Source organism: Agarivorans sp. MS3-6 (assembly GCF_054112545.1).
On sequence record NZ_CM134202.1, the window covers coordinates 838832 to 862781 of the forward strand.

Annotated in this window: 22 protein-coding genes and 4 tRNA genes; 11 read left to right on the top strand and 15 right to left on the bottom strand. The window is 44.0% G+C overall.

Annotation, left to right across the window (positions count from 1 at the left end; translation table 11 throughout):
• Complete coding sequence (locus tag ACVFI8_RS03950) at positions 1-1077, bottom strand: AI-2E family transporter (RefSeq protein WP_248714738.1); 1077 nt, start codon at positions 1075-1077, stop codon at positions 1-3.
• A 10-nt stretch (positions 1078-1087) separates the two neighbouring features.
• Positions 1088-1315 carry a sulfurtransferase TusA family protein gene (locus ACVFI8_RS03955; protein ID WP_248714737.1) on the bottom strand — a complete coding sequence of 76 codons (228 nt, stop codon included), beginning with the start codon at positions 1313-1315 and terminating at the stop codon, positions 1088-1090.
• Between the two features lie 126 nt (positions 1316-1441).
• Between ACVFI8_RS03955 and bepA the strand changes: the two genes are divergently transcribed.
• Genes bepA through ACVFI8_RS03970 form a run of 3 tightly spaced genes read left to right on the top strand, consistent with a single transcriptional unit; the run spans position 1442 to position 3634 of the window.
• On the top strand, positions 1442-2884 hold the full coding sequence (gene bepA / locus ACVFI8_RS03960) for a beta-barrel assembly-enhancing protease (RefSeq protein ID WP_457873077.1): 1443 nt from the start codon (positions 1442-1444) through the stop codon (positions 2882-2884).
• 23 nt (positions 2885-2907) lie between these two features.
• Positions 2908-3258, top strand: coding sequence for an arsenate reductase (glutaredoxin) (arsC, locus tag ACVFI8_RS03965; RefSeq protein WP_457873078.1), 351 nt, complete (start codon positions 2908-2910; stop codon positions 3256-3258).
• Complete coding sequence (locus tag ACVFI8_RS03970; RefSeq protein WP_457873079.1) at positions 3251-3634, top strand: DUF2069 domain-containing protein; 384 nt, start codon at positions 3251-3253, stop codon at positions 3632-3634. Before arsC ends, ACVFI8_RS03970 begins: the two co-directional genes overlap by 8 nt.
• 9 nt (positions 3635-3643) lie before the next feature.
• On the opposite strand, the gene hda is transcribed toward ACVFI8_RS03970, so the two are convergent.
• The 3 genes from hda to upp form a co-directional block, all read right to left on the bottom strand.
• The gene (gene hda, locus ACVFI8_RS03975) at positions 3644-4348 is read right to left on the bottom strand and encodes a DnaA inactivator Hda (protein WP_248714733.1); all 705 of its coding nucleotides are present in this window, start codon (positions 4346-4348) and stop codon (positions 3644-3646) included.
• 70 nt (positions 4349-4418) lie between these two features.
• Positions 4419-5414, bottom strand: a complete 996-nt coding sequence (locus ACVFI8_RS03980) for a DUF2066 domain-containing protein (RefSeq protein WP_248714732.1) — start codon at positions 5412-5414, stop codon at positions 4419-4421.
• A 45-nt stretch (positions 5415-5459) separates the two neighbouring features.
• Positions 5460-6086 (bottom strand): uracil phosphoribosyltransferase, encoded by a 627-nt coding sequence (gene upp / locus ACVFI8_RS03985; RefSeq protein ID WP_248714731.1) that lies wholly within the window; start codon positions 6084-6086, stop codon positions 5460-5462.
• 131 nt (positions 6087-6217) lie between these two features.
• Between upp and purM the strand changes: the two genes are divergently transcribed.
• Positions 6218-7300 (top strand): phosphoribosylformylglycinamidine cyclo-ligase, encoded by a 1083-nt coding sequence (purM, locus tag ACVFI8_RS03990; RefSeq protein ID WP_457873080.1) that lies wholly within the window; start codon positions 6218-6220, stop codon positions 7298-7300.
• A gap of 8 nt (positions 7301-7308) precedes the next feature.
• Entirely contained in the window at positions 7309-7950 is a 642-nt protein-coding gene (gene purN, locus ACVFI8_RS03995) for a phosphoribosylglycinamide formyltransferase (RefSeq protein ID WP_248714729.1), read from the top strand.
• Positions 7951-7981: 31 nt separating this feature from the next.
• Here the strand turns inward: purN and ACVFI8_RS04000 are convergent, their stop codons facing one another.
• Positions 7982-8746: a class II glutamine amidotransferase gene (locus ACVFI8_RS04000; protein ID WP_248714728.1), complete on the bottom strand. Its 765-nt coding sequence runs from the start codon at positions 8744-8746 to the stop codon at positions 7982-7984.
• A 40-nt stretch (positions 8747-8786) separates the two neighbouring features.
• The gene (lpcA, locus tag ACVFI8_RS04005) at positions 8787-9362 is read right to left on the bottom strand and encodes a D-sedoheptulose 7-phosphate isomerase (protein WP_248714727.1); all 576 of its coding nucleotides are present in this window, start codon (positions 9360-9362) and stop codon (positions 8787-8789) included.
• A 214-nt stretch (positions 9363-9576) separates the two neighbouring features.
• Here lpcA and fadE point away from each other — a divergent pair, with 214 nt between their 5' ends.
• Positions 9577-12048, top strand: coding sequence for an acyl-CoA dehydrogenase FadE (fadE, locus tag ACVFI8_RS04010; RefSeq protein ID WP_248714726.1), 2472 nt, complete (start codon positions 9577-9579; stop codon positions 12046-12048).
• Positions 12049-12175: 127 nt separating this feature from the next.
• Positions 12176-13702 (top strand): DUF3369 domain-containing protein, encoded by a 1527-nt coding sequence (locus ACVFI8_RS04015; protein WP_248714725.1) that lies wholly within the window; start codon positions 12176-12178, stop codon positions 13700-13702.
• Between the two features lie 97 nt (positions 13703-13799).
• Here the strand turns inward: ACVFI8_RS04015 and ACVFI8_RS04020 are convergent.
• The 7 genes from ACVFI8_RS04020 to ACVFI8_RS04050 all read right to left on the bottom strand — a co-directional run bounded on the left by ACVFI8_RS04020 (position 13800) and on the right by ACVFI8_RS04050 (position 17352).
• Positions 13800-13876, bottom strand: a tRNA-Asp gene (locus ACVFI8_RS04020).
• A gap of 39 nt (positions 13877-13915) precedes the next feature.
• Positions 13916-13992: transfer RNA gene (locus ACVFI8_RS04025), tRNA-Asp, on the bottom strand.
• A gap of 23 nt (positions 13993-14015) precedes the next feature.
• A tRNA-Asp gene (locus tag ACVFI8_RS04030) sits at positions 14016-14092 on the bottom strand.
• A gap of 36 nt (positions 14093-14128) precedes the next feature.
• Positions 14129-14205 (bottom strand) — tRNA-Asp (locus ACVFI8_RS04035).
• A gap of 146 nt (positions 14206-14351) precedes the next feature.
• A complete protein-coding gene (locus tag ACVFI8_RS04040; RefSeq protein WP_457873081.1) occupies positions 14352-15605 on the bottom strand; it encodes a TIGR03503 family protein in 1254 nt (417 codons plus the stop codon).
• Between the two features lie 5 nt (positions 15606-15610).
• A complete protein-coding gene (gene dnaQ, locus ACVFI8_RS04045) occupies positions 15611-16387 on the bottom strand; it encodes a DNA polymerase III subunit epsilon (protein WP_256469335.1) in 777 nt (258 codons plus the stop codon).
• Between the two features lie 248 nt (positions 16388-16635).
• Positions 16636-17352 (bottom strand): class I SAM-dependent methyltransferase, encoded by a 717-nt coding sequence (locus tag ACVFI8_RS04050; protein ID WP_457873082.1) that lies wholly within the window; start codon positions 17350-17352, stop codon positions 16636-16638.
• Between the two features lie 71 nt (positions 17353-17423).
• Here ACVFI8_RS04050 and gloB point away from each other — a divergent pair, with 71 nt between their 5' ends.
• Both gloB and ACVFI8_RS04060 read left to right on the top strand, forming a co-directional pair.
• A complete protein-coding gene (gloB, locus tag ACVFI8_RS04055) occupies positions 17424-18194 on the top strand; it encodes a hydroxyacylglutathione hydrolase (protein WP_457873083.1) in 771 nt (256 codons plus the stop codon).
• Positions 18195-18255: 61 nt separating this feature from the next.
• Entirely contained in the window at positions 18256-19857 is a 1602-nt protein-coding gene (locus tag ACVFI8_RS04060; protein WP_457873084.1) for a LysM peptidoglycan-binding domain-containing protein, read from the top strand.
• Here ACVFI8_RS04060 and ACVFI8_RS04065 read toward each other — a convergent pair.
• Positions 19847-20671, bottom strand: a complete 825-nt coding sequence (locus ACVFI8_RS04065) for an endonuclease/exonuclease/phosphatase family protein (RefSeq protein WP_457873085.1) — start codon at positions 20669-20671, stop codon at positions 19847-19849. The genes ACVFI8_RS04060 and ACVFI8_RS04065 overlap by 11 nt on opposite strands.
• A 125-nt stretch (positions 20672-20796) precedes the next feature.
• On the opposite strand from ACVFI8_RS04065, the gene ACVFI8_RS04070 reads away from it, so the two are divergent.
• Together ACVFI8_RS04070 and ACVFI8_RS04075 are read left to right on the top strand one after the other, a co-directional pair.
• On the top strand, positions 20797-21678 hold the full coding sequence (locus ACVFI8_RS04070; protein ID WP_457873086.1) for a patatin-like phospholipase family protein: 882 nt from the start codon (positions 20797-20799) through the stop codon (positions 21676-21678).
• Between the two features lie 123 nt (positions 21679-21801).
• Positions 21802-23463 (top strand): methyl-accepting chemotaxis protein, encoded by a 1662-nt coding sequence (locus ACVFI8_RS04075; protein WP_457873087.1) that lies wholly within the window; start codon positions 21802-21804, stop codon positions 23461-23463.
• Positions 23464-23950 lie beyond the last annotated feature (487 nt).

A 23950-nucleotide genomic window follows, 5' to 3' on the forward strand; every position in this document is an offset into this window, starting at 1 on the left:
TTAAGGCTGAGGAAGCTCTTCTTCAGCCTTTTCACCATGCGGCCAGGCGTTCATAACCGCTTTTACTAAAGTAGCTAAAGGAATAGCGAAAAACACTCCCCAAAACCCCCATAAGCCACCAAACACTAATACCGCGACAATAATAGCTAAGGGGTGAAGGTTAACTGCTTCAGAAAATAGCACTGGAACTAATACATTGCCGTCGATCATCTGAATGATGCCATAAGCTAAGATTAAATAACCAAATTGAGGGCTTAAGCCCCATTGAAATAGGCCAACCATGGCTACAGGTATAGTCACAGCAAAAGCCCCAATAAAAGGTATCAGTACCGACAGCCCAACGAGTACTCCAAGCAATGCAGAATAACGTAAATCCATTACCGCAAATACGATATAGCTGGTTCCACCGACAACCAATATTTCTATCGCCTTACCTCGAATATAATTTATCACCTGACCATTCATTTCCGACCAAACCTGAGTCAGTAAACGTCGGTCATTGGGCAAAAATCGCGTCACGCTATTGATCAGCAATGTTTTGTCGCTAAGCATAAAGAACACCATTAATGGCACTAATACGCTATACACCATGACCGTCGCTAAATTGACGATAGATGCGAAGGAAGACTGCAACATTTGCTCGCCAACTCCCATTAAGCGAGTTCTAACGTTATCAACGACACTTTCAACTAATGCGCCATCAATAAACTCGGGGTACTGCTGAGGCAGTTGCTCCAACCATTGCTGACTACTGTTTAGCATAACGGGGTATTCAGCAATTAAATTCATTCCCTGCCCCCATACCGTAGGCAATACTCTAAGTACCGTAAACGTCGCGATAAGAAAAAATACCAATAGTACTACAGCACTAGCCAAGCCTCGTTTAAAGCCATGGCTTGCTAAAAAACTTACTGGCCAATCAAGTAAATATGCAAGTACTAAAGCAATAAGTAATGGCGCTAATAAATCGCCGAGAAAGTACAATGAAACAAACCCTATCACCAACACCAAAGCCATAGCTACGGCTTCTGGGTCGGAAAACATCCGTTGATACCAACGAGAGATCACTTTAAACATAATTGCTGCTTTATTCCTTAAGCGAACGAACGGTAATAGTGACGAGAAAGCCACCTAATTCTTGATTGATAACGACCCGATGACCTAGGCGCTGAAAATACTTAGGAATATCACTGCGCGAGCCAGCATCACCTAATAGTAGTTGCAGCTGTTCACCCGATTTAGCCTGTTTTAACCACAGCTTACTTTCTAATAAGGGCGTTGGACAACAATGTTTTTCGAAATCTATGTAAAGCATTAATATTCATTACCATAAAAAACCAAAGCTATTATTACAGTCTATGGGTAAGGACTCAATTTATAGCTTTTGAATAACAAGCTAAATCGGGGTATTCTCGCGATACTAATCTAATGAAAATGGAAAATGATGACGCGCCTCGCTCAACTTTTTTTAGCTAGTATGCTAGTTAGTTATGCTCCACTGATGTCAGCCAACAACCAATTACCTGAAATAGGTACTGCTGGTGCGTCTGCTCTATCGATAGACAAAGAGGTTATTTACGGCGAAGCTTACATGCGAATTATTCGAGCGAGCCACCGTATGACCAATGATCCGGTGTTATCAGAATATATTAGCGAATTAGGTAATCAGTTGGTCGCTAAAGCAGACCAAGTGCGCACTCCATTTAACTTCTTTTTAGTGACCGATAACGAAATAAATGCTGCGGCCTTTCTTGGTGGTTATGTGAAAATTCATACCGGTTTGTTTCTCTACGCTGCGACTGAAAGTGAATTCGCCTCGGTGATTGCTCACGAGATTGCCCACGTGACTCAGCGTCATATCGCCCGTAGTATCGAAAACCAAGCCGCAGCGCAAAACTTATCAATGGCAGGTATGTTGGGTTCACTGTTGTTGGGCTTAGCTAACCCCATAGCAGGTATTGCAGCACTACAGGCTACGATGGCCGCAGGTGTTCAAAACTCGATTAACTATACCCGAGCTAACGAATTTGAAGCAGACCGAATAGGCTTAAGAACACTAGCCAATGCCGGATATGACCCCAGCGGTATGGGCAGTTTTTTCGGTAAACTGTCCGAGAAATATCGATACGCCAGTAAGCCACCACAAATGCTCATTACTCACCCACTACCTGAGACTCGAGTAAGCGAAGCCCGTGCGCGCGCCAATCAATATCCGCACCGTTTTATAGCGCCATCGTTATCATTCCAGCTTGCCAAATCCAGAATTATTGTCCGTCACGGAACCCTAAACCCCAAAGAGGCTTTAGATTATTACCAGCAACAAATTACCCGCAAAGAATACCGCATTGAAGACGCGGCTTTTTACGGTAAGGCCCTGGCATTGTTTGGCTTAGGCGAATACCAAAAGTCACAGGCTATTATTGACGGTTTGGTAAAGCGTCACCCAGATAACCTGTTTTTGTTGGACACCCTGACCGACCTTGATGTGGCGCAAAAACACTATGAAAAAGCGATTAGTCGTTTAAAAGAAGCTCAACCTCGCTATCCGGATAACCAAGTGATTATATTAAACCTATCACATGCCCTAAGCGAAGATGGTAAGTTTGAAGAATCCGCTAAATTACTAGACCGATACTTACGTAATAAACCGAATGATGCGCTAGCTTGGGGAGAGTTAAGCCGAACCCAACGTAGATTGAATAATATGGCAGCCAGTCACACCGCCCAAGCGGAGTATTTATCCCTACATTCAGATTATCGACGAGCGATTGACGAACTACATAGCGCTTTCAATTTAACAAAAAACAATCTAGAGCAAGCGCGTATTCAAGCGAGAATTGAACAGTTTAAATACGCAGAGCAAGAATTAGAAGCTCTTAACTAAAGCAAACTCATTAAGGAACAAACATGGCTAATGTAAGCATATTACATAATCCGCGCTGCTCAAAGAGCCGCCAAACTTTGCAACTTTTACAAGATAAAGGCATTGAGCCAGAAGTCGTCTTATACCTAAACACCCCACCCAGTGAAACAGAGATTAGCAATATCTTAGCTATGTTACAGCTAGAGCCTCGCCAGCTGATGCGTACTAAAGAAGATATCTACAAAGAACTCAACTTGGCTGATAGCGCGCTAAGTTCAGAACAGCTAATAGCAGCAATGCACGCAAACCCTAAGCTTATTGAACGCCCTATTGTGATTAACCAAGGGCAAGCACGAATTGGCCGCCCACCAGAGCAGGTACTTGAGATTGTCTAAGCTTTCCACACCTCAGCTATTAAATTTGGCAAAGGCTAGTTATCTAGCCTTACTTATATGGGTACTACTATGGCATTTATGGTTATCACCGCCCGCTGAAATAAGCGTCATATTAATGCTGGTATTTTGGGTGCTGCCCTTGTTGTTTCCTTTACAAGGGATCTTAACCGGCAAGCCTTACACATACGCTTGGTCCTGTTTTATCCTGCTACTTTATGTATTGCACAGCACCACCTTATTGGTGGTTTCCGTTGAAGAACGCTGGCTTGCAGCCATTGAATTAGTGTTGGTTTTAGCCGCATTTTGGTTTGGCTTAAGCTATGCCAAACAACGAGGGAAAGAGCTGGGTATTGGTTTAAAAAAAACGAAAAGATAAACAGTCAGACTAAATATCGAGTATTTCTTTAACAAATGGCACAGTCAGCTTACGCTGTGCCGTAATGCTCGCTTGGTCGAGTACGTCTAGCTTATTTAATAAGGTTGGCATATCGCGTGATAAGCGTTTCAATAGGAAACGGGCAACTTCGAGTGGCATCTTTAGCCCACGAAGTTCGGCACGCAATTGTAAAGCACTCAACTTTTGCTCATCATCGAGTTCATGCAATTTATAGGTTAATCCCCAGTTTAACCTAGACTGTAGATCAGCCAAACTAAATGATAACTGTGGAGCAGGGGCATTGGCAGTCACGATTAAACGAGTTGTAGACGCTAATTCTTTGCGGCGATTATAAAAATCAAAAATCGCTTCTTCCCAGGCGCTAATACCAACAATCGCATCAATGTTATCTAAGCACACCAAGGCCATTGTTTCCAAACCTTCTAACATTTGCGGAGACATTGCCTCATGCAAGTCTAGAGGTAAGTAAGCACTTGCAGATCCAACATCTGCCATCTCGGTACAACTGGCGTGCAATAAATGAGTTCGACCGCTACCCTCTCCCCCCCAAAGATATAACATCCGCTCGCCTTTATCTAAGGCAAGATTACGCAAAGCATTCAATAGCTGCTGATTATCGCCGGGGTAGAAACTAACCAAGGTTTCATCATCAGGTAAATGCACTGGGAGTGATAATTGTGGAGAAAAACTCAATGTAATAAATCAAAGCCGATACAAAACTTGCGTTATTGTACCAGCTCACTAAGAAGATGAGAAATTTTTGCTATTGGAAATAATAGTACTTTGCTTTCGTTTCGTCAGCTTGAAAGCGTGGGGCAATATCCAACGAAGACTTTAAGTCTTGCCAAGGACTCAGTAACTGAACTTCAAAGGTAAATACATCATGTTGCACCTTGTGCAACATGATACTAGCAACGCTGGGCTGCTGGTTAAGGAAACGCTCTAGCTCAACAGATTGGCTGATCGTGGTGATATTAGCAAAGCTAACTAATATCGCCTCATCAGCATTCTCCCCAAGCATCACTCCGTAGCGCTCAGCTAACTTCTCAGTGACCGCGCTAATAGCAGAGGTCGATACTTCAGCTAAAGTCCCCTGAACCACGCCTGAGTCTAACTGGGTTTGCGCATTACTATCTAATAAGCGCCACTGGATTTGCCAATGACTTCCTTGTGGGTATTGACGAAAACTAAGAATAAGAGGAGCAGAATAACGCTCACTGGCTCGATACACTGGGCCATCAAAGCCCCCCCATACATCGTTTACGCTCAGCGCCATGCTATCCTCAAGATCCATAACCGGTAAACGGATAGGCAAACCAAGCAATTCGGCTTGTTCTCTGGCGTTTTGTAACCAATCTTGTTGATCACTGTCAGCTAATAACTGTCGATTAAAATCTTGCTCGTTAGCGTACCACAACACGATATTGGGACGTTGTTTGCCCCATAGTCGCAACTGAGCTTGCATCAATAATTGATTAACCTTAGCTTCATTAAACAACACAGAGATTTTTTGGTCACGATAAGAAAACTGTTGAATATAAGGGTCTATATTCGCTTTAGCCTTAGCCACTAGCGGGTTCGATTTACTCGAACTGTCTCCAGTTAAGCGCAGCAACAATAGTTCAAAAGCCTGTTGTTGGTCTTCTTTATTAGTACCGTTTGCCGCCGCTTCAATTCGGTATAAATCGTTTTGCTGCGCAGCCTGTACTGGTAATAATACCAGGGCTATAACAAGTCCCAACAACCACTTTTTAATCACTACACTCTCCCAGATAAACCATTATATACAGACATTCACACTAAATTATTTGGTTCCGAATATCTTGTCACCCGCATCGCCCAACCCCGGAAGGATGTAACCCTGCTCATTTAGCTTTTCATCAATTGATGCAGTATACAAGACCAAATCAGGGTGTGCAGCTTCTAAGGCCTTTAATCCTTCAGGTGCAGCTACCAATACTAAAACCACAATATCTTTACAGCCTTGTTCTTTTAGCAAATCGATGGTGGCGATCATCGAGCCACCGGTAGCTAACATGGGGTCTACGACTAAGGCTAAACGTTCTTCAATCTGACCGACCAGCTTATGGAAATAAGGCACAGGTTCTAAGGTTTCTTCATCACGGTAAATACCAACAACACTGGTCTTCGCTGAAGGCATGTGCTCTAACACACCGTCCATCATTCCCAATCCCGCACGTAAAATAGGCACTACAGTGGCTTTTTTACCTTTAATTTGGTCAATAGTAACTGGACCGTTCCAGCCGTTGATAGTGACTTGCTCAACGTCCAAATTAGCGGTGGCTTCATAGGTAAGTAAGCTAGAAACTTCGCGAGCGAGCTCTCGAAAACGCTTAGTACTGATATCTGCTTCGCGCATTAAGCCAATTTTGTGACGCACTAAAGGATGTTTTACTTCAACAACTTTCATCTCTATTCCTTTGAATTACAGGTTTGTAAGCTGGTAGTGTAAACCAAGCTTGATATTGATATGTTAGCAAAAATCAACAAAATGTCTTAGTTATCGTTTATTACTGTTCCAGCGACGCGAACACTGCTAAAATGTCGCGAAATTTTTTTCCATGTTCGTTGCAAGGTAATCCCGTGACTAAACCAAACACTCCTTTAAGTTATAAAGATGCTGGCGTTGATATCGAAGCTGGTAATGCATTAGTAGAACGTATTAAAAGTGTAAGTAAACGTACGCAGCGCCCTGAAGTAATGGGTGGACTAGGAGGCTTTGGTGCACTTTGTCAATTGCCGACTGGCTACAAAGAACCTGTATTAGTTGCTGGCACCGATGGTGTAGGGACTAAATTACGCCTTGCATTAGATTTGGAAAAACACGACACCGTGGGTATCGACTTAGTCGCCATGTGTGTAAACGACCTTATTGTCCAAGGTGCCGAGCCCTTATTCTTCCTAGATTACTATGCAACCGGTAAACTCGACGTAGATACTGCCGCAGATGTAGTTAAAGGTATCGGTCAAGGTTGTGAGCAATCAGGTTGTGCACTGATTGGTGGTGAAACCGCTGAAATGCCAGGCATGTACCATGGTGACGACTACGACATAGCGGGTTTCTGTGTGGGCGTTGTTGAAAAAGCTGACATCATTGATGGTACTAAAGTAGCTGCCGGTGATGCACTTATCGCACTTGCATCAAGTGGCCCTCACTCAAATGGTTACTCTTTAGTTCGTAAAATCCTTGAAGTATCAAATGCAGATCCTAAACAAGCTTTAGGTAACAGTACGTTAGGTGAGACCTTGCTCACTCCAACCAAAATCTACGTTAAATCAGTATTAGCGCTACTTAAGCAATGTGAAGTACACGCTTTATCACACATCACTGGTGGTGGTTTCTGGGAGAACATTCCTCGCGTATTACCTGCTGGCGCCAAAGCAGTGGTTGACGAAAACAGCTGGCAATGGCCTGAAGTATTCAACTGGCTACAAAAAAATGGCAATGTTGAGCGTGAAGAAATGTACCGCACCTTTAACTGTGGTGTAGGCATGGTCATTGCTTTACCTGAAGCTGAAGTAAACGCTGCACTTGCCTTATTGACAGAGCACGGCGAAACAGCCTGGAAAATTGGCCACATTGAAGATGTAGCTGCCGGTGAAGGTCAAGTAGAGTTTAAATAGGATAGCTAATGGCGCGCAACATTGTTGTATTGATATCAGGTTCAGGGACTAACCTGCAAGCCATTATTGATGCCTGTAAAGAGGGGCGTATTAACGCCTCTATCGCCGCTGTTATCAGCAACAAGGCCGATGCATTCGGCCTTGAGCGAGCGCAACAGGCAGCAATTAACACGGTAGTTGTAAACCCTAAAGAATATAGCGACCGCAACAGCTACGATCTCGCCTTAGCAGAAGTCATTGAACAACAGCAAGCGGATTTAATCGTTATGGCCGGCTTTATGCGCATCCTAAGCCCAGCTTTTGTGGAACGCTTTAGCGGAAAAATGCTTAATATTCACCCTTCATTATTGCCTAAGTACCAAGGCTTACATACTCACCAGCGGGCCATAGAAGCCAACGATCAAGAACACGGTTGTAGCGTGCACTTTGTCACTGCTGAGTTAGATGGTGGCCCAGTAGTATTGCAAGCAAAAGTGCCTGTCTTCGAAGAAGATACCGCTGAAGACCTCGCGGCAAGGGTGCTAGTCCAAGAGCACGCTATTTACCCTATGGTCATTAACTGGTTCATGGAGCAGCGTTTATCGATGGACGGCGACGTCGCCCTACTCGACGGACGACAACTGCCCAGTAGCGGTTACGCTAGCAATTAAAAAAAGCGCCTAGGCGCTTTTTTACGTTTAACTACTGTAACTCTCCGTCCTTAAACAATACATAACTACCACTGGCAATTTTTTGCCAATGCTCATTATTGGTTAAAGGCTGGGTAGCAATCATGGTAACAACATCATTAGGGGTTGTTTCTTTACAAAAATCGATGGTCACATCAGCATCAGCCAATTGTGCTTCACCAAAAGGCGCACGGCGAGTAATCCAATGTAAATTGGTTGAGCAATAGGCCATCACAAATTCACCGTTACTCAATAGCATATTGAACACACCTTTTTCTCGTAACTGATCTGCTAGGCTAGCTACATACTTAAACATCGCTTTCATGTTGCTTGGTTTACGTGGATATTTAAGCCTAAGTTGCTCCAAAATCCAACAGAAAGCCCGCTCGCTATCGGTAGCGCCTATCGGCTTATAGAATCCAGTATCTAACTGTTTATAAGCTTTTAGTTGGCCGTTATGTGCGTAAGTCCAATTTTGGCCCCATAATTCACGGGTAAAAGGGTGAGTATTCTCTAACGAAACGCAACCACGATTAGCTTGCCGTATATGGCCAATTACCGCTTGGCTTTTAATCGGAAAAGCTTGAACTAATTCGGCAATTTTAGACTCACAGCTTGGAGCAGGATCTTTAAAGCTACGACAGCCCTTCCCTTCATAAAAGGTGATCCCCCAACCATCTACATGTGGTCCAGTCACTCCACCACGTTGCACTAGGCCGGTGAAAGAGAAACAAATATCGGTAGGAACATTCGCACTCATTCCCAATAATTCACACATACCACAACTCGCTAGTTTACTTTTGGGGTGAGATACTGATTTATTCAGCCATGTATTTTTCAATTAATTGAATCAAGATATGAATCACCTTAATGTGAATCTCTTGAATTCGATCAGCAAAGCCAAAATGTGGAACTCTAATTTCCACATCAGCCAGGCCAGCCATTTTACCGCCATCTTTACCTGACAAAATAATGACTTTCATGCCTTTTGCTTTGGCCGCTTCAATCGCTTTAATGATATTGCCTGAGTTACCACTAGTACTAATACCAAACAAAACATCACCAGCTTGCCCTAAACCTTCGATGTAACGAGAAAACACAAATTCGTAGCCATAATCGTTACTGACACAAGATATATGACTAGGGTCAGAAATAGCAATGGCCGGATAGGCGGGACGATCTTCGCGGTAACGCCCTGTCAGCTCTTCCGCAAAATGCATAGCATCACAATGCGACCCACCATTACCACAAGCTAAAACCTTACCTTGCTGTTTAAAAGTGTCAGCTAATAAACGAGCGGCTTGCTCAATCGCGTTAATATTTGTGTCATCGGCTATAAATGCAGATAACACCTTGGCCGCTTCTTGTAACTCGTCAACAATCAAATTTTTCATTAATTTATCCTTTTTAAGGCAAGGCTTAATAGTCGAACACTATACCAATTTTTCAGCTTCAAATCAGCGCTCTAAATGCGCTAAAAGCAAATTTGTTAAGCGAATAATACACAAACCATATGTTGTAATTTTGTAAATCACTTGAACATTTGTAACCAATGCGTTACAAATAACCAAAGAGGTCGGACCTCTAACCAAGTTCAAGGAGATTTAAATGTTAAGTTACTTACCGTTGTTGGCCATTGTTGGCATTGTGATATTAGTGGGCGGGCTCGCCTATTTCCGAGCTTCACTGATTGCCTTTAGCTTAGTCATTACAGCTGCGCTGCTTGGCTACAGTGCCATATCCCCATTTAGCGAGCTTTTCTGGTTAGGCTATTTAGTGGTCGTTGGCGGTGTAAACTTCAAACCACTTAGGCAACAACTGATTTCTAAGCCACTATTTAACATGTTCAAGAAAATCATGCCGGAAATGTCTCGAACAGAAAAAGAAGCCATTGATGCGGGCACCACCTGGTGGGAAGGAGAGCTTTTTCGCGGAGCGCCAAATTGGAAAACCCTGCATAGTTACCCAGCCCCTCGCCTCAGCCCAGAAGAACAAGCCTTTATGGATGGACCGGTAGAGCAAGTATGCGCAATGACAAATGATTGGGAGATCACCCATGAGCTGGCCGACTTACCAGAGGAAATTTGGGATTTTTTAAAAGAGCACAAATTTTTCGCCATGATCATCAAAAAAGAATACGGCGGTTTAGAGTTTTCTGCTTATGCGCAGTCTTGCGTATTGCAAAAGCTAGCAAGTATATCAGCTGTATTGTCGAGCACCGTAGGCGTCCCCAACTCACTAGGACCAGGTGAATTACTACAACACTACGGAACCAAACAACAGCAAGACCACTATTTACCCCGCTTAGCAGAGGGTAAAGAGATCCCGTGTTTTGCTTTAACTAGCCCAGAAGCCGGCTCTGATGCAGGCTCGATTCCAGATGCTGGAGTGGTATGCATGGGTGAGTGGCAAGGTGAGCAAGTGCTCGGAATGCGTATCACTTGGAACAAACGTTATATTACTTTAGCGCCAGTAGCCACAATATTGGGGCTAGCCTTTAAACTATCCGACCCCGATGGTTTATTAGGTGGGCAAGAAGAGTTGGGGATTACTTGTGCCTTAATCCCAACCGATATTGAAGGCGTCGAAGTCGGTCGCCGTCACTTCCCTCTTAACATCCCGTTTATGAACGGCCCAACGAAAGCCAACGATTTATTTGTTCCGATTGATTATATTATCGGTGGCAAAGCGATGGCAGGCCAAGGCTGGCGCATGTTGGTGGAATGTCTATCGGTAGGCCGCGGTATTACTTTGCCTTCTAGTGCCACTGGTGGCATTAAAAATGCCGCATTAGCCACTGGCGCCTATGCGCGCATTCGCCGTCAATTCAAATTACCGATTGGTAAAATGGAAGGTATTGAAGAGCCTTTAGCTCGCTTGGCGGGTAACGCTTACATGATGGGTGCCGCCTCGGATTTAACCGTTACAGCAATTGACCTTGGCGAGAAACCCTCGGTCATTACCGCTATCGTTAAATATCACCTAACCCATCGCGGCCAACGAGCCAGCATTGATGCGATGGACGTGGTCGGCGGCAAGGGGATCTGCTTAGGTCCTAAGAACTTTTTGGCTCGTTCATATCAAGGCGCCCCCATTGCTATCACCGTTGAAGGTGCAAATATCCTTACTCGAAGTATGATTATTTATGGCCAAGGAGCGATTCGTTGCCACCCGTATGTCCTCGCCGAAATGGAAGCAACTCAACATCCAGATTTCAATCAAGGTTTGCAACAATTTGATAAGGCACTATTTAGCCACCTTGGTTTTGCTACTAGCAACTTTATCCGCAGTTTCTGGTTTGGTCTCAGCGCCAATAAACTGGTTAAAACCCCTTTTTCAGATCAAACCGCGGTGTACTATAAGCAACTCACCCGTTTTAGTAGCAATCTAGCATTATTGTCTGATGTAGCTATGGGTACGTTGGGCGGAAACCTAAAACGCAAGGAACGTGTATCAGCGCGACTTGGCGATATGCTAAGCCAGCTATATCTTTGTTCTGCCGCCCTTAAACGCTTTGCTGATGATGGTAGAAAAGCCGAAGATTTACCGTTGTTACATTGGAGTATGCAAGACTCGCTCTATCAATTACAAACAGCTCTAGATGAGTTATTACGTAACTTTCCCAATCAAGTTGTGGGCAAACTAATGCGTTTGGTTATTTTCCCATTGGGCACTCCACTGCATGCCCCAAGCGATGCACTTGACCATAAACTAGCGCGCATACTCCAGCAGCCTAGTGAAACACGTAACCGTGTAGGACAAGGGCGTTTCGACAGCAGAGTGGCAGGTAATGTATACGGTGAGTTAGAGCAAACCTTAGAGGATGTGCTCGCTTGTGAAGCTATCTATGAAAAAACCTGCAAGGCTTTAGCTGAAAAACGTCCATTCACTCAACTGGACAAACTTGCTGAAGAAGGGCTCGCACTCGGGGCTATCACTGAACAAGAAGCGGCGTTAATGCGTCGGACCGAGCAAGGCCGATTAAACGCGATTAATGTTGATGACTTTGATCATCAACAACTGGAAAATACCAAGGCTACAAAGACTCAGCGTACTACCGAGCTAGATTCAGTCGCCTAAGTCCCCCCCCCCACCTTGTTAAAGCGAGCCAAGTTGGCTCGCTTTTTTTATATATAAAACAATCAACACATTGAATTTATGCTGAAAATACTCTTTACTTATACAAAATAAGAAGCACGGAACGCGAATGAATAACGACATATTTGTGCTAGATGATACGGTTAGCGCGACAAGCCCACTCAAAGAACAATGGAAATTGCTAATTGTTGATGATGAACCCGAGGTTCATGACATTACTACCATGACTTTATCTCAGTTTGAGTTTGATAATAAGTCGATCCAATTTTTACATGCAAATTCAGCTACAGCAGCTAAAACGGTGTTAACTGAACATCCCGATATCGCCTTAGTACTGCTCGACGTGGTAATGGAAACCGATGACGCGGGGTTGCGCCTAGTCAAATACATCAGAGAACAATTGAATAACCAAAGTGTCCGTATCGTGCTTCGCACTGGGCAACCAGGTCAAGCCCCTGAAGACGAAGTTGTCGAAAACTATGATATTAATGACTATAAAGATAAAACCGAATTAACCTCGCAAAAGTTACGCACGTTAATCCGCTCTAGTTTACGTTCTTACCGAGATATCTGCTCTTTAGAGAAACACAAGTTAGGCTTAGAAAAAGTAGTTAGAGCATCACGTGGCATTTTCGAAAAAACGGCGTTATTTACCTTTGTTGAAGGCGCTTTAGAGCAATTAGCGGCTATTTTAGATATTGAAGATAGCTGTATTTATCATGTTGAGCAGTTTGCTTATAAAGTCAAATCAACCCAACTACAATTACTCGCCTACCAAGGCCCACAACGCCCTACTGAGCTTCAGCAACAATTGACTGATTTCCCTCAACCACAGCAAGCACTCTTCAATAAAGCTATCAGCACCAAGAAAAACATCTTTGAACATAACACCTTAGCAGTCTACTGTGAAAATACTGCGCATAGCTTATTATTTTATATCACCCGTCAAACTCCGTTCAATCAAGCAGAGCATCACTTTATCAATCTGTTAAGCGAAAATATTATTGCCGCTTTAGAGAACATACGCCTCAATGAAGTGATAACAGAGAACCAGAAGGAAGTGTTATATCGTTTGGGTGAAATTGTTGAGACACGCTCCAAAGAATCCGGCATGCATGTACGTCGAGTGTCCTTATTTACGGCCCTGTTAGCAGAGCAAAGAGGGCTTCCGCCGTTAATGGTTGAGAAACTTAAGCTCGCTTCACCATTGCATGATGTCGGCAAAGTAGCCATACCTGATTCTATTCTGCATAAACCCGGTAAGTTAGACGAAGCCGAATGGGAAATAATGATGACTCACGCCGAGATTGGCGAACGAATGCTAAGTGGTTCCAATATAGAGGTCATGCAGCTGGCTTCTGAAATTGCTGGTTCACACCATGAGAAGTGGGATGGCTCGGGTTACCCAAAGGGCTTACAAGGCGAGCAAATCCCTCTCTGTGGGCGTTTAACAGCCCTTGCTGATGTATTTGATGCTTTAGGTAGTATTCGTTGTTACAAGAATGCTTGGAATGACCAAGAAATTATAGAGTATTTGAAACAACAACGAGGCTTACAATTTGACCCTCAATTAGTCGACAGCCTCATCGATAATTTCGAGCAATTCCTTGCGATTCGCGAAAAATACCAAGACTAGTACCAGTATAAGTACAGCGGCACGCTGTACTTTGTACTCATTGACTAAACGCCAGATACAAAAAAACCTCGCATTAACGAGGCCTTATGTTTAGTAGTGGCGGAGTGGACGGGACTCGAACCCGCGACCCCCGGCGTGACAGGCCGGTATTCTAACCAACTGAACTACCACTCCGCATATACTAACGTCACGATTGTATTACTTATTCAATGCTGGCGGAGTGGACGGGACTCGAACCCGCGACCCCCGGCGTGACAGGCCGGTATTCTAACCAACTGAACTACCACTCCTACGCATTAAATTGTTTCGTCGTTGGCGGAGTGGACGGGACTCGAACCCGCGACCCCCGGCGTGACAGGCCGGTATTCTAACCAACTGAACTACCACTCCGCTACATCGAAACATTACACACAGACTAAACAGACTTGGCGGAGTGGACGGGACTCGAACCCGCGACCCCCGGCGTGACAGGCCGGTATTCTAACCAACTGAACTACCACTCCGCAGAACCATCTCGTCTGGTGCGGCGCAGATAATACGGTTATGCCTATGGTGAGTCAACAAAGAATTGCCTTATTTCTTTAAAAATCTGTTCAAGCGCTGATGTTTTAGCCAAAGCGATGACCTTTTAGCCATAACGGTTAAAAAATCACTCGGGTGGCATCTTTAATCCACCAGCCTCATCCATTTTAGGTTCTGCAGTCACGCTGGTTTCTGAAGCTTCACGCGCTCCCTTTAACGCTTCAGCAAAAGCTTTGCGTTTTCTCCACCAAATAAAGCCAAACGCCGAACCGACGAGTATTAAAAACCCACTAACCGATAACAAAATGATCAACCACAGAGACATTCCAGGATCTTCGACCTTGACCGGTATAGGCGCTACAACTTTTGGTGGCGGTGGGGGGGGCGGTAAAATCACAAAGTCTTCTTCCGGTAAATCAATCACGATCTCTCTGTTTTGCAGAGTAGTCGCCAGCAAGGTGCCCATTACGCGGTAGCGTCCTTGTTCTTTTGGGGTGGGCAAATCCACGGTAAACTGCTCACTCGTCGCATAAGTTTGAAAGGCCTGCTCCCAGCCAACGTTGTTATACACCTTGCCACTAATCACCACTGATTCAGGCTTGAGTTCATCGGTATCAATGACCAAAGCCATCCGCGCTTGCCGCTCCTCATCTTTCGGCGACATCACTTTTATCGCCACAGGATTAGGATAAATGAGTACCGGAGAACGTTGAGCACGAGTAAACACTTGGTTGAGCGTACTAATCACCATCTCGTATTTACCGGGGCGAGCCTCAAGCTTTACATGAGTAGTAAAAATACCGTCGTCGGGATACTCATCATGATTTTTCCCGTCATCATAAAACTTGCCTAGCTCTAACCTTCTTATTTCGACCTGTTGATCGTCTGATAGTTGTTGGCGCATTAACGCAATATTCATCAACGCTTCTTTAAGCATGAGCTCTAAATCGATACGCTCTCCTTTAGTGCTTAAACGAGCAGTGATTTTAAGCCGTTCACCTTGATAGAGTTGATGGGGTATCGGGTCTGTGGTGAGTTCTACTTCACTGAGTATACGAACCCTATTACGCCCTTTATTTTCGGCCACTGCTTGCCAAGGACCGCGCATCGGGTTAGCAATGGTAACAATGTCTAACTCGTCTGTTTCCAGCCAACTCACATTTTTGGGCACGTCCCAAGCGTAAATTTTACTTCCATCGGGGCGAACCAATATTGCGGCGGGCGAACCGGGGGTTCGATAAAGTAAAAACGTGGCTTTATCGATACTATGATCTAGCCTAAAACGGTTGTCGATTAGCGGAATATCCCGGTTTTCAAAAACCGTTGTAGCCTGCAGTGGTAACACTAAACATAAGCATAACCATAGGGTTGTTTTTATCATTATAATTAGTTTCGCCAGAGACACTGGCCTCCCTTTTTTTCAACCAAATCTAAACGTTCCTGATGATTCACTAGCTCTTGCTCGGTAGCAAACACTACCTTTAAAGGAGCTCTGTTGGTGTCAATAGGTCGCACACCTGCACCATCACCACTCCCCTTTTGCTTCAAATTTAGTTTATTTTGACCGCCGGTCATTTTCAGGAAAACATCAGCCAACAACTCAGCATCAAGCAAAGCGCCGTGATAGGTTCTTGAAGAGCGATCTACACCATAATAGTCACTTAAAGAGTCCAAGTTTTTACGAGCAGGTAAAGGCTTATTACCCGCTAATTGAATCTCTCGTTTATTATATTCGCCGCGTCGTGCCACCAACAGCGAATCGGTAATACTACAAATATCGGCACACTTAGGCATTGCTTGAGTTAATGTGCGAGACATCATGGCAAACTCGTGATCTAGGAAGCTAATATCAAAGTTTGCGTTGTGGGCCACTAACTCGGCTCCGCGAATAAACTCAATGAAATCGCGGGCCACTTCTCTAAATAAGGGTTTATCAACCACGAACTCATCGGTAATACCGTGAACACGTATCGCATCTTCATCAATTAATTGTTCTGGGTTGATATAAACATGAAAAGTATTGCCCGTTAACTTTCGGTCAATCACCTCTACGCAACCAATTTCAATCACTCGGTGGCCTTGATAAATGGGGCCACCACTATCATTCATACCGGTGGTTTCTGTATCAAATACCACTAAGCGGTGGTTCTTGGCTTGGCTCAAAATAGCTCCTATACGACACTATGCGGATAATATCTCTAGTTTAACAAAGATATGCCAAAAGAAGTTTACTTGTTTAATCGTGTTCATTAGCGCAAAAAGGGCAAGCCTAACCAAACCCACTTCATTTGACTCAATCAAGTAAACAAACAGGGAATAAATAACAAGACCAGCAAATGACGGAAATCAACGGGCTGCATAATGAGTGATAGATGCTCCGGCTGTTGCTAAGGGAGAACAACAGGCCGCCTTTAACCACTTATAGAAGAAGGAACCGAGATACGACGTTTAACTCGCCACGCTTTTTTAATTGGCGTGAGCGGTGCCCGGCGCTTTCTTGCCACGATAAAATAAGCCGAGGCAGTGACCCTGAAGTAACGTTTCCCCCAACGCTCAAACCACTTTGGCGCTGGGCTACTGTTAATAAATGAGGTGTAAGCGAAGCGCTCATCATTGAGTATTTCAAAACCTAATAAATTTAACCAATCTTTTACTCGTGCAGGCGTAAACATTCGACAAGACCACGGCATACCACGCTTGCGAAATGGAAAATAACGACGTAAACCGACCAAACTAAAGGGATTAAAGCCACTAATAATAACGTAGCCATCGGCAGTAAGAACCCGCTCAACTTCGCGTAAAATTTGATGAGGGTCTCTAGAAAAATCCAAACAATGCGCTAATAAGCAAAGGTCTAAACTGCTCTCTTGAAAGGGCAATTGTTCTGGTTCAGCCCTTAAGCCAACTAAATGTCCTTTATGAGCAACATTAAGTTGATGACGAATCATTGATGCATGACAATTCAACTGAGCACTTAAATTGCCTAATTTAAGCATGTGGTACCCAAAGGCCACGGGTAAATATTGATCAAGCAAGCTTTGTTGTTGCTCCATCAACCAATCACCTAGAGGTAGATCTTGCCAGAAGTCTGGGCTGGCTATTACATCGCGTATTTTTGCCGGTTTCATCAATTCCCCGTACCAATCTACTGCAGTTAAGGCAATAATGTCCCAACGACTTTAACGACAGAGATATCATAATGCAAATCATCCATATTCCTGCCTTCAATGATAATTATATCTGGTTAGTAAAAGAGCCTGATTGTAACGATTGTATCGTAGTCGATCCTGGTGATGCGCAGCCAGTGTTAAAGCGCTTAGCTGATATGAACTGTCAATTAAGTGCAATACTGATTACTCATCATCATAGTGATCATATAGGGGGGGTAGATGCCTTATTGGCGGCCTATCCACATGCCCAAGTATTTGCGCCTAGTAACGCTCGTTATCACTTTCCTCATACCGTTGTTAAGGGTGGCGTGAAACTGACGCCCAATGGCTTGCAAAGCAAGATAAGAGTAATTGAAGTGCCAGGGCATACACTAGATCACGTTGCCTATTTAGCAGATGACCACCTTTTTATAGGTGATACCCTTTTTTCCGCTGGCTGCGGCCGACTGTTTGAAGGTAGCGCCAAGCAAATGCATACCTCTCTGAGCAAAATTAAGGCATTAGCACCCGAGGTGCTCATCTATGCCGCCCATGAATATACCCAGGCCAACTTGCAATTTGCCTTAACGGTAGAACCTGACAATGTTGCACTACAAAAATATCAACAACATGTCAGCAAACAAAGGCAAATGGGCCTGCCTACCCTCCCCTCCAGCCTTAATGAGCAATTGGCTATCAATCCATTTTTACGTTGTGGAGAAGATAGTATTCGTGATTCAGTCGCACTAGAACTGATGCAACCACTAAACAATGAGATAGAAGTGTTCGCAGGTTTAAGATCATGGAAAGACCGCTTCTGACTTGCTAATTAAAGCCGACCTCAATACCATTAGCGGCTAATTAACACCAAACGGATAGATCATGAAAGCGCTCATAGTTGGCCTTTTTACATTGTTATTGGGCGCTTGCCAACTGACGACACCTACCACTCAAGATGCAGCGGTGGCTGTAGAAGAGCCCGCCACTAAACCATTAGACGCTCAGGCAGCAAAACCTGACGAGCGGGCACTCACGCAGTCAATCACCGATCAAGCCACAGCTACCGACGCTGAATTAGTTAATGCCCCTGTCGTTTACGACGACGTGTGGATTCGAATCGAAGACCAGTTATCCATTCCATTACCTGAAAATAACCGCCGCCTACAAGCACAGTTAAACTGGTTTCTAAAACACCCCGATTATATGAACCGGGTGTCACAACGCGCTAACCCCTATTTATTTTTTATTGTTGAAGAAATAGAACGTCGTGAACTGCCGCTTGAATTAGCCTTGTTACCGATTGTTGAAAGTGCCTTCCAACCTTTTGCTTATTCTCATGGGAGAGCTGCAGGTATGTGGCAAATCATTCCCGGTACAGGTACGCGTTTTGGCTTACAACAAAACTGGTGGTATGACGGACGTCGAGACGTATATGCCTCAACAAATGCCGCGCTCGACTACCTAGAATATCTCAATAAGTTTTTTGATGGCGATTGGTTACATGCTTTAGCGGCCTATAATTCTGGCGAAGGTAGAGTAAGAAGAGCGATAAGAGCGAACCAAAAAGCGGGCAAAGCCACCGATTTTTGGTCTTTAGATTTACCTAAAGAAACTCGCGCCTATGTGCCTAAATTACTGGCCTTAAGTCAAATGCTAACAAACCGAGAGGCCTACCAGTTAAATATTCCAGCGATAAGCAACCAGCCTTACTTTCAAAAAATAGATACCCATAGCCAAATTGACTTAGCCTTAGCAGCCGATTTAGCGGACATAGAACTTAAGGAGCTTCACCGTTTAAATCCAGGCTTTAACCGCTGGGCTACCGCTCCAGACGGACCACATTACTTAATGATACCAGTAAAAAGTATCGCTAATTTTGAAATAGCCCTAGCGTCACTATCAAAAAGCGACCGAATGCAGTGGGCACGCTATAAAGTTAAACCTGGTGATAGTTTGAGTGTTATAGCCAAGCGCTACAATACCACTAGCCAACAAATAAAAGAGCTGAATCAACTCAATAGCACTCGAATAAGGGCAGGCCATCACCTACTGGTCCCCGTGTCATCTAGAGACCAAAGCGCTTACACTTTAAGTCAAAGCCAACGACTTGCGGCCAAGCAGAATAAACCTCGTGGCGATATTAAAATGAGCTATACGGTAAAACCTGGCGACAGTTTTTGGAGTATTGCTAAGGCCTATAAAGTCAACCATCGCAATATTGCCAGTTGGAATAGTATGGCACCAACCGACACGCTTAAGCCGGGTAAAAAGCTGGTTATTTGGAAAAAATCTAACGCCAGTGATGAACGGACTCAAACGATCACCTACCAAGTAAGAAATGGTGACTCGCTGTCCCGTATAGCTCAGAAGTTCAAAGTGTCGGTCAATGACTTGCTTAAATGGAATGATTTAAGCAAAAGTCACTACTTACAACCCGGCCAAAAGCTGAAACTGCATATTAATGTGGCAGAGGTTAGCGCCTAAGCAAACTAAAATTAGCTAATAAAGCGTTATGATCAGAGCTTTCTGAAATAACGCTTTGGCTACTATTTAGGCTGAGCCCTCGGTAAAAGATGTGGTCCAGAGCCTTACCGAAAAATCGCGTTCGGTCATCAGGCTTAAACTTAACGGTTTTTAGTTGGTGAGCACTGATAAATTGTTCAAGAATCGATAGCCGGCCTTCGCTCCAAGTATTGAAATCCCCCGCCAACACCATAGCGCCATCATAAGCTGCCAACCAAGGACCTAACTGTTGTAACTGCTTCATATAGTCATCTTCACTCAAGGTAAAATTGATGCTATGCACGTTGATCAATAACAGGTCCTGCCCTTGCCAGTGGTACAACTGTAATAACGCAGACTTAGGTACACGGATCCATGGCTCTGTGCTTAACGCTAAACAACTTTGAATACTGGCTTGTTTGGCAAAATTCATCACGCCTAAGCCATCACCCAGCCACTCAAAAGCTATTGCTTGGTACTGATGCCATCGAGGGCCTTCCGACCACCTAGCTAGCTGCTTACGACTTGCCTCTTGCAATAGAATGAAGTCTGCTTGCTGGCTTATAGCTGTAAAAGTGGCTAGCCAGTCAACATGTTGTCCCTTGTAACTATTCCATACTGCGATAGTAAATGGTTCAGTATCGTTTAAGCGCTGAATAGCGTCAGGTGATGGAGGTGTATACTGTAATGTTTGATTATTACAGTCGGGCAATTGTGCATGGCTTAGCCAACTAGTCACCAATAAAAAGGTACATAGCAATAACTTGCTAAGCAAAACACGCCAATTATTTTTCAAACTACACCTACCTATATCCCCAAACGAAGCCGCTATTGATTAAGCAATTAAGTTATTTCAATAAAGGCTAGCGATGTCAAAAATATGCGACATACTTTAACTATCATCAATCAAGGAAATGACGAATGCAATCAAGTGAGGCGAGAACCTTAGTACCTATCTTTGCAGGAGGAGGAACTCGCCTACCCGCACACATCGGAATTTTGGCAGGCCTAAAAGAGCTCAACGTAGACTTTACTCACATTGTAGGCGTATCTGGCGGGAGTATTATCAGTTCACTATTTGCCAGCGGAATGAGTGTAGCGCAAATCAAAGCGATAGCCTTAGACACCGATTTCGAGCAATTTAAGGGCTTCTCCCTCATCAGTTTATTACGTAACGGTGGCTTGTGTTCCGGCGACAAATTTGAAGCTTGGATAGATGATTTATTGCAAGGAGCTCGATTCAAAGATCTTCCAATGAAATTGCATGTTGTTGCTACCGATGTACGTTCAGGTTCACCAGTCGTGTTTGATGCCATAAAAACCCCCAATGAAAAAGTATCTCGAGCGGTGCGGTTTTCAATGTCGATCCCGCTTATTTTTTCTTTTAAGCCCTATCAAGATCATCTCATGGTTGATGGTAGCATTTTGTCTGAAGATGCTTTACATCAAGACTGGGCCACCGACGGCACCCCTGTTATCTGTTTTCGCTTACGTGGCGATAACGATATAAAACCTTTACAAACCAACGGTATCTTTCCTCTAGCCGCTTATATCTCACTGCTTATTCGTACCTTTATGACGACTATTTCCCGTGAGTACGTCAACGAGAAGTTTTGGCACCGAACCATCGTTGTCAATACCGGTAATACATCTCCTGTAGATTTTCATTTAAGCGATAAAGATAAACTACGATTGTTTGATATTGGCTATAAGACAGCACTCGATATTGTTCCCACTAAAATTTGGCATCAGCAGCACCCAGCTCCTGCCATTGTTGGAAATGATAACAATCGAAACATTTAATTGGCTTTGAAAACAAAGTCTTGATCACATTTACGAATTGATTTAAAGCTCAGCAAAATATTCAACACTAAGGCGACTACACTTACAATAAATTGCTAACTAACTATTGAATGGAATATCAATATGTCGCTAACCATACGTCAACGCTTAATTTTCTTAGCGCTTGCTCCAGTGCTGATTTTGGCCGCGAGTATCCTTGTACTCACCGTGACTGAAACTCAAAAATTAATCAACGAGCAATCATCTGAAACTCGAGAAAACATGTTAAATATGAAGAAGGTAGAACTTAAAGCCTTCATGGACATGACTTATTCCTCCATTTCCGAAATTTACGAAAACGGCGGAAGCTTAGACAGTGCATTACCACTGCTAAAGCGCCTTGAGTATGGAGATACAGGCTATGTATTTGGCTACACCAATAAGGGGCTTAGAGTATTTGTTGGAAATTCTGACAAAGGCATCGGCGACAACTTCTGGTCACTACAAGATAAGCAAGGCCAATACCTGATTCAAGACCTGATTAAAGCGTCAAAAAAAGGAGAGTTCTATACCTACTATTTCCCTAAACCGGGCGCTTCAGAACCCCTACCAAAGCTTAGTTACGCGCTGTATTTGGACCGTTGGAACCTGATGATCGGTACCGGGTTTTACACCGATGACGTTGAAGAAATGATTGAGGTAATTGAAAGCAATGCAAATGACAGTTTAGATGCCTCATTAGTGTTTATTTGCTTTACCGCCGCCGTTTTACTCGGGTTTGCCCTAATAACTGGCTACTTCATCAATCGAAGCATTATGGCCCCATTACAAGATCTCAATCACTCGTTTGAAAAGCTGGCCAGTGGCGAGGCTGACCTAAGTGCCCGCTTAAAAACCGATTACGTGCATGAGTTTGGCCAGTTGGCAACCAACTTTAATGCCTTTATCGAACTGCTACATGAAATTATCAGCATGGTTGGAAAGGTTTCGCATGATGTGGCCGATGAAACATCTTCAATGTCGAACAGAGCAAATACCGTTGACCAACTGCTAGTTGAGCAACGCGAAGAAACAGAACAAGTGGCGACCGCAATGACTGAAATGACAGCCTCTGCCCATGATGTTTCTGACAATGCTAACCAAGCTGCTGAGTCAGCACAGCAAGTTGATAATAATGCCGAGCAAGCCATGAACACCGTAAATAGTGCAGCAGAAACGGTACAATCCTTAGCCAATGAAATAGGTGAGGCCAGTGCTGTCATCGCCAAACTCGAAGGTGATGTTCAAAACATTTCATCGGCATTAAGCGTGATTCAAGGAATCGCAGAACAAACCAACCTACTGGCATTAAACGCTGCTATTGAGGCTGCTCGCGCCGGCGAACAAGGCAGAGGATTTGCTGTAGTGGCTGATGAAGTTCGTCAATTAGCTAGCCGAACTCAACAAAGTACCGGCGAAATCCATACTATGATTGAGCGCTTGAAAAGCGGCTCTGACGCCGCGGTATCTGCCATGGATACCAGCCAAGGGCGCAGTGGCGATGCGGTTACTGGCGCTAATGCGGCCAGTGAGGCCTTGTTATTAATCAAACAATCGATACAACATATTATGGATATGAATGCGCTAATTGCCACCGCGACCGAACAACAAAGCCATGTTGGCCAAGAAATTTCTCAACGCATCGTGCATATTGCAGATCAATCCAGTCAGTCGGCATCCTTGGCTCAAGAAAACCGCAACGGCAGCATAAACCTCAATGAACGAGCCGAACAACTAGAAGAGTTAGTCAAACGTTTCACCTTGTAAGCTTGACAGCAACGAATAAACAGCCCTCATTTAGTGAGGGCTGTTAGGTGATAATTCGAAGCCCACATCATCTCCTTGTTAAATGGCGATTGAGCGATAAAATCGAGACAAGCAGCCGCTCAAAAAATGACAATAAACTCAGTTAAAACAGAGCCTTTATCACAATTATAAGGCTTAAGCCCAAGATGCCCTCTCCCTACACCAACTGCCGCCTATACTGATATAAGAACTCCTCAATACATTAGCGCATTAGCTATTTATAGCTAATTTGGAGACAGCAACTACGTTGGCTGTTAAGGCATTTTCTACGCTGTATCGTGCCCAAATATGTTCACCATGCAATTAAGCTCAGATGTAGCAACAAAAATCTACCTATCTTTGGTATTGCTTAGGCGGGAATGGCTATGATTCACAAAACTCAATCTTCAACTATGTTAGCCTCCCCTAATATTATAAATAATTTGTAACCAAAACGTCATCGCGAGGG

What these genes read in the sequence shown, in the direction of transcription:
- ACVFI8_RS03950 (WP_248714738.1), bottom strand. Translation starts at nt 1,077, where the DNA reads ATGTTTAAAGTGATCTCTCGTTGGTATCAACGGATGTTTTCCGACCCA.
- ACVFI8_RS03955 (WP_248714737.1), bottom strand. Translation starts at nt 1,315, where the DNA reads ATGCTTTACATAGATTTCGAAAAACATTGTTGTCCAACGCCCTTATTA.
- bepA (WP_457873077.1), top strand. Translation starts at nt 1,442, where the DNA reads ATGATGACGCGCCTCGCTCAACTTTTTTTAGCTAGTATGCTAGTTAGT.
- arsC (WP_457873078.1), top strand. Translation starts at nt 2,908, where the DNA reads ATGGCTAATGTAAGCATATTACATAATCCGCGCTGCTCAAAGAGCCGC.
- upp (WP_248714731.1), bottom strand. Translation starts at nt 6,086, where the DNA reads ATGAAAGTTGTTGAAGTAAAACATCCTTTAGTGCGTCACAAAATTGGC.
- purM (WP_457873080.1), top strand. Translation starts at nt 6,218, where the DNA reads ATGTCGCGAAATTTTTTTCCATGTTCGTTGCAAGGTAATCCCGTGACT.
- purN (WP_248714729.1), top strand. Translation starts at nt 7,309, where the DNA reads ATGGCGCGCAACATTGTTGTATTGATATCAGGTTCAGGGACTAACCTG.
- ACVFI8_RS04000 (WP_248714728.1), bottom strand. Translation starts at nt 8,746, where the DNA reads ATGTGTGAATTATTGGGAATGAGTGCGAATGTTCCTACCGATATTTGT.
- lpcA (WP_248714727.1), bottom strand. Translation starts at nt 9,362, where the DNA reads ATGAAAAATTTGATTGTTGACGAGTTACAAGAAGCGGCCAAGGTGTTA.
- fadE (WP_248714726.1), top strand. Translation starts at nt 9,577, where the DNA reads ATGTTAAGTTACTTACCGTTGTTGGCCATTGTTGGCATTGTGATATTA.
- ACVFI8_RS04015 (WP_248714725.1), top strand. Translation starts at nt 12,176, where the DNA reads ATGAATAACGACATATTTGTGCTAGATGATACGGTTAGCGCGACAAGC.
- ACVFI8_RS04040 (WP_457873081.1), bottom strand. Translation starts at nt 15,605, where the DNA reads ATGATAAAAACAACCCTATGGTTATGCTTATGTTTAGTGTTACCACTG.
- ACVFI8_RS04050 (WP_457873082.1), bottom strand. Translation starts at nt 17,352, where the DNA reads ATGAAACCGGCAAAAATACGCGATGTAATAGCCAGCCCAGACTTCTGG.
- gloB (WP_457873083.1), top strand. Translation starts at nt 17,424, where the DNA reads ATGCAAATCATCCATATTCCTGCCTTCAATGATAATTATATCTGGTTA.
- ACVFI8_RS04060 (WP_457873084.1), top strand. Translation starts at nt 18,256, where the DNA reads ATGAAAGCGCTCATAGTTGGCCTTTTTACATTGTTATTGGGCGCTTGC.
- ACVFI8_RS04070 (WP_457873086.1), top strand. Translation starts at nt 20,797, where the DNA reads ATGCAATCAAGTGAGGCGAGAACCTTAGTACCTATCTTTGCAGGAGGA.
- ACVFI8_RS04075 (WP_457873087.1), top strand. Translation starts at nt 21,802, where the DNA reads ATGTCGCTAACCATACGTCAACGCTTAATTTTCTTAGCGCTTGCTCCA.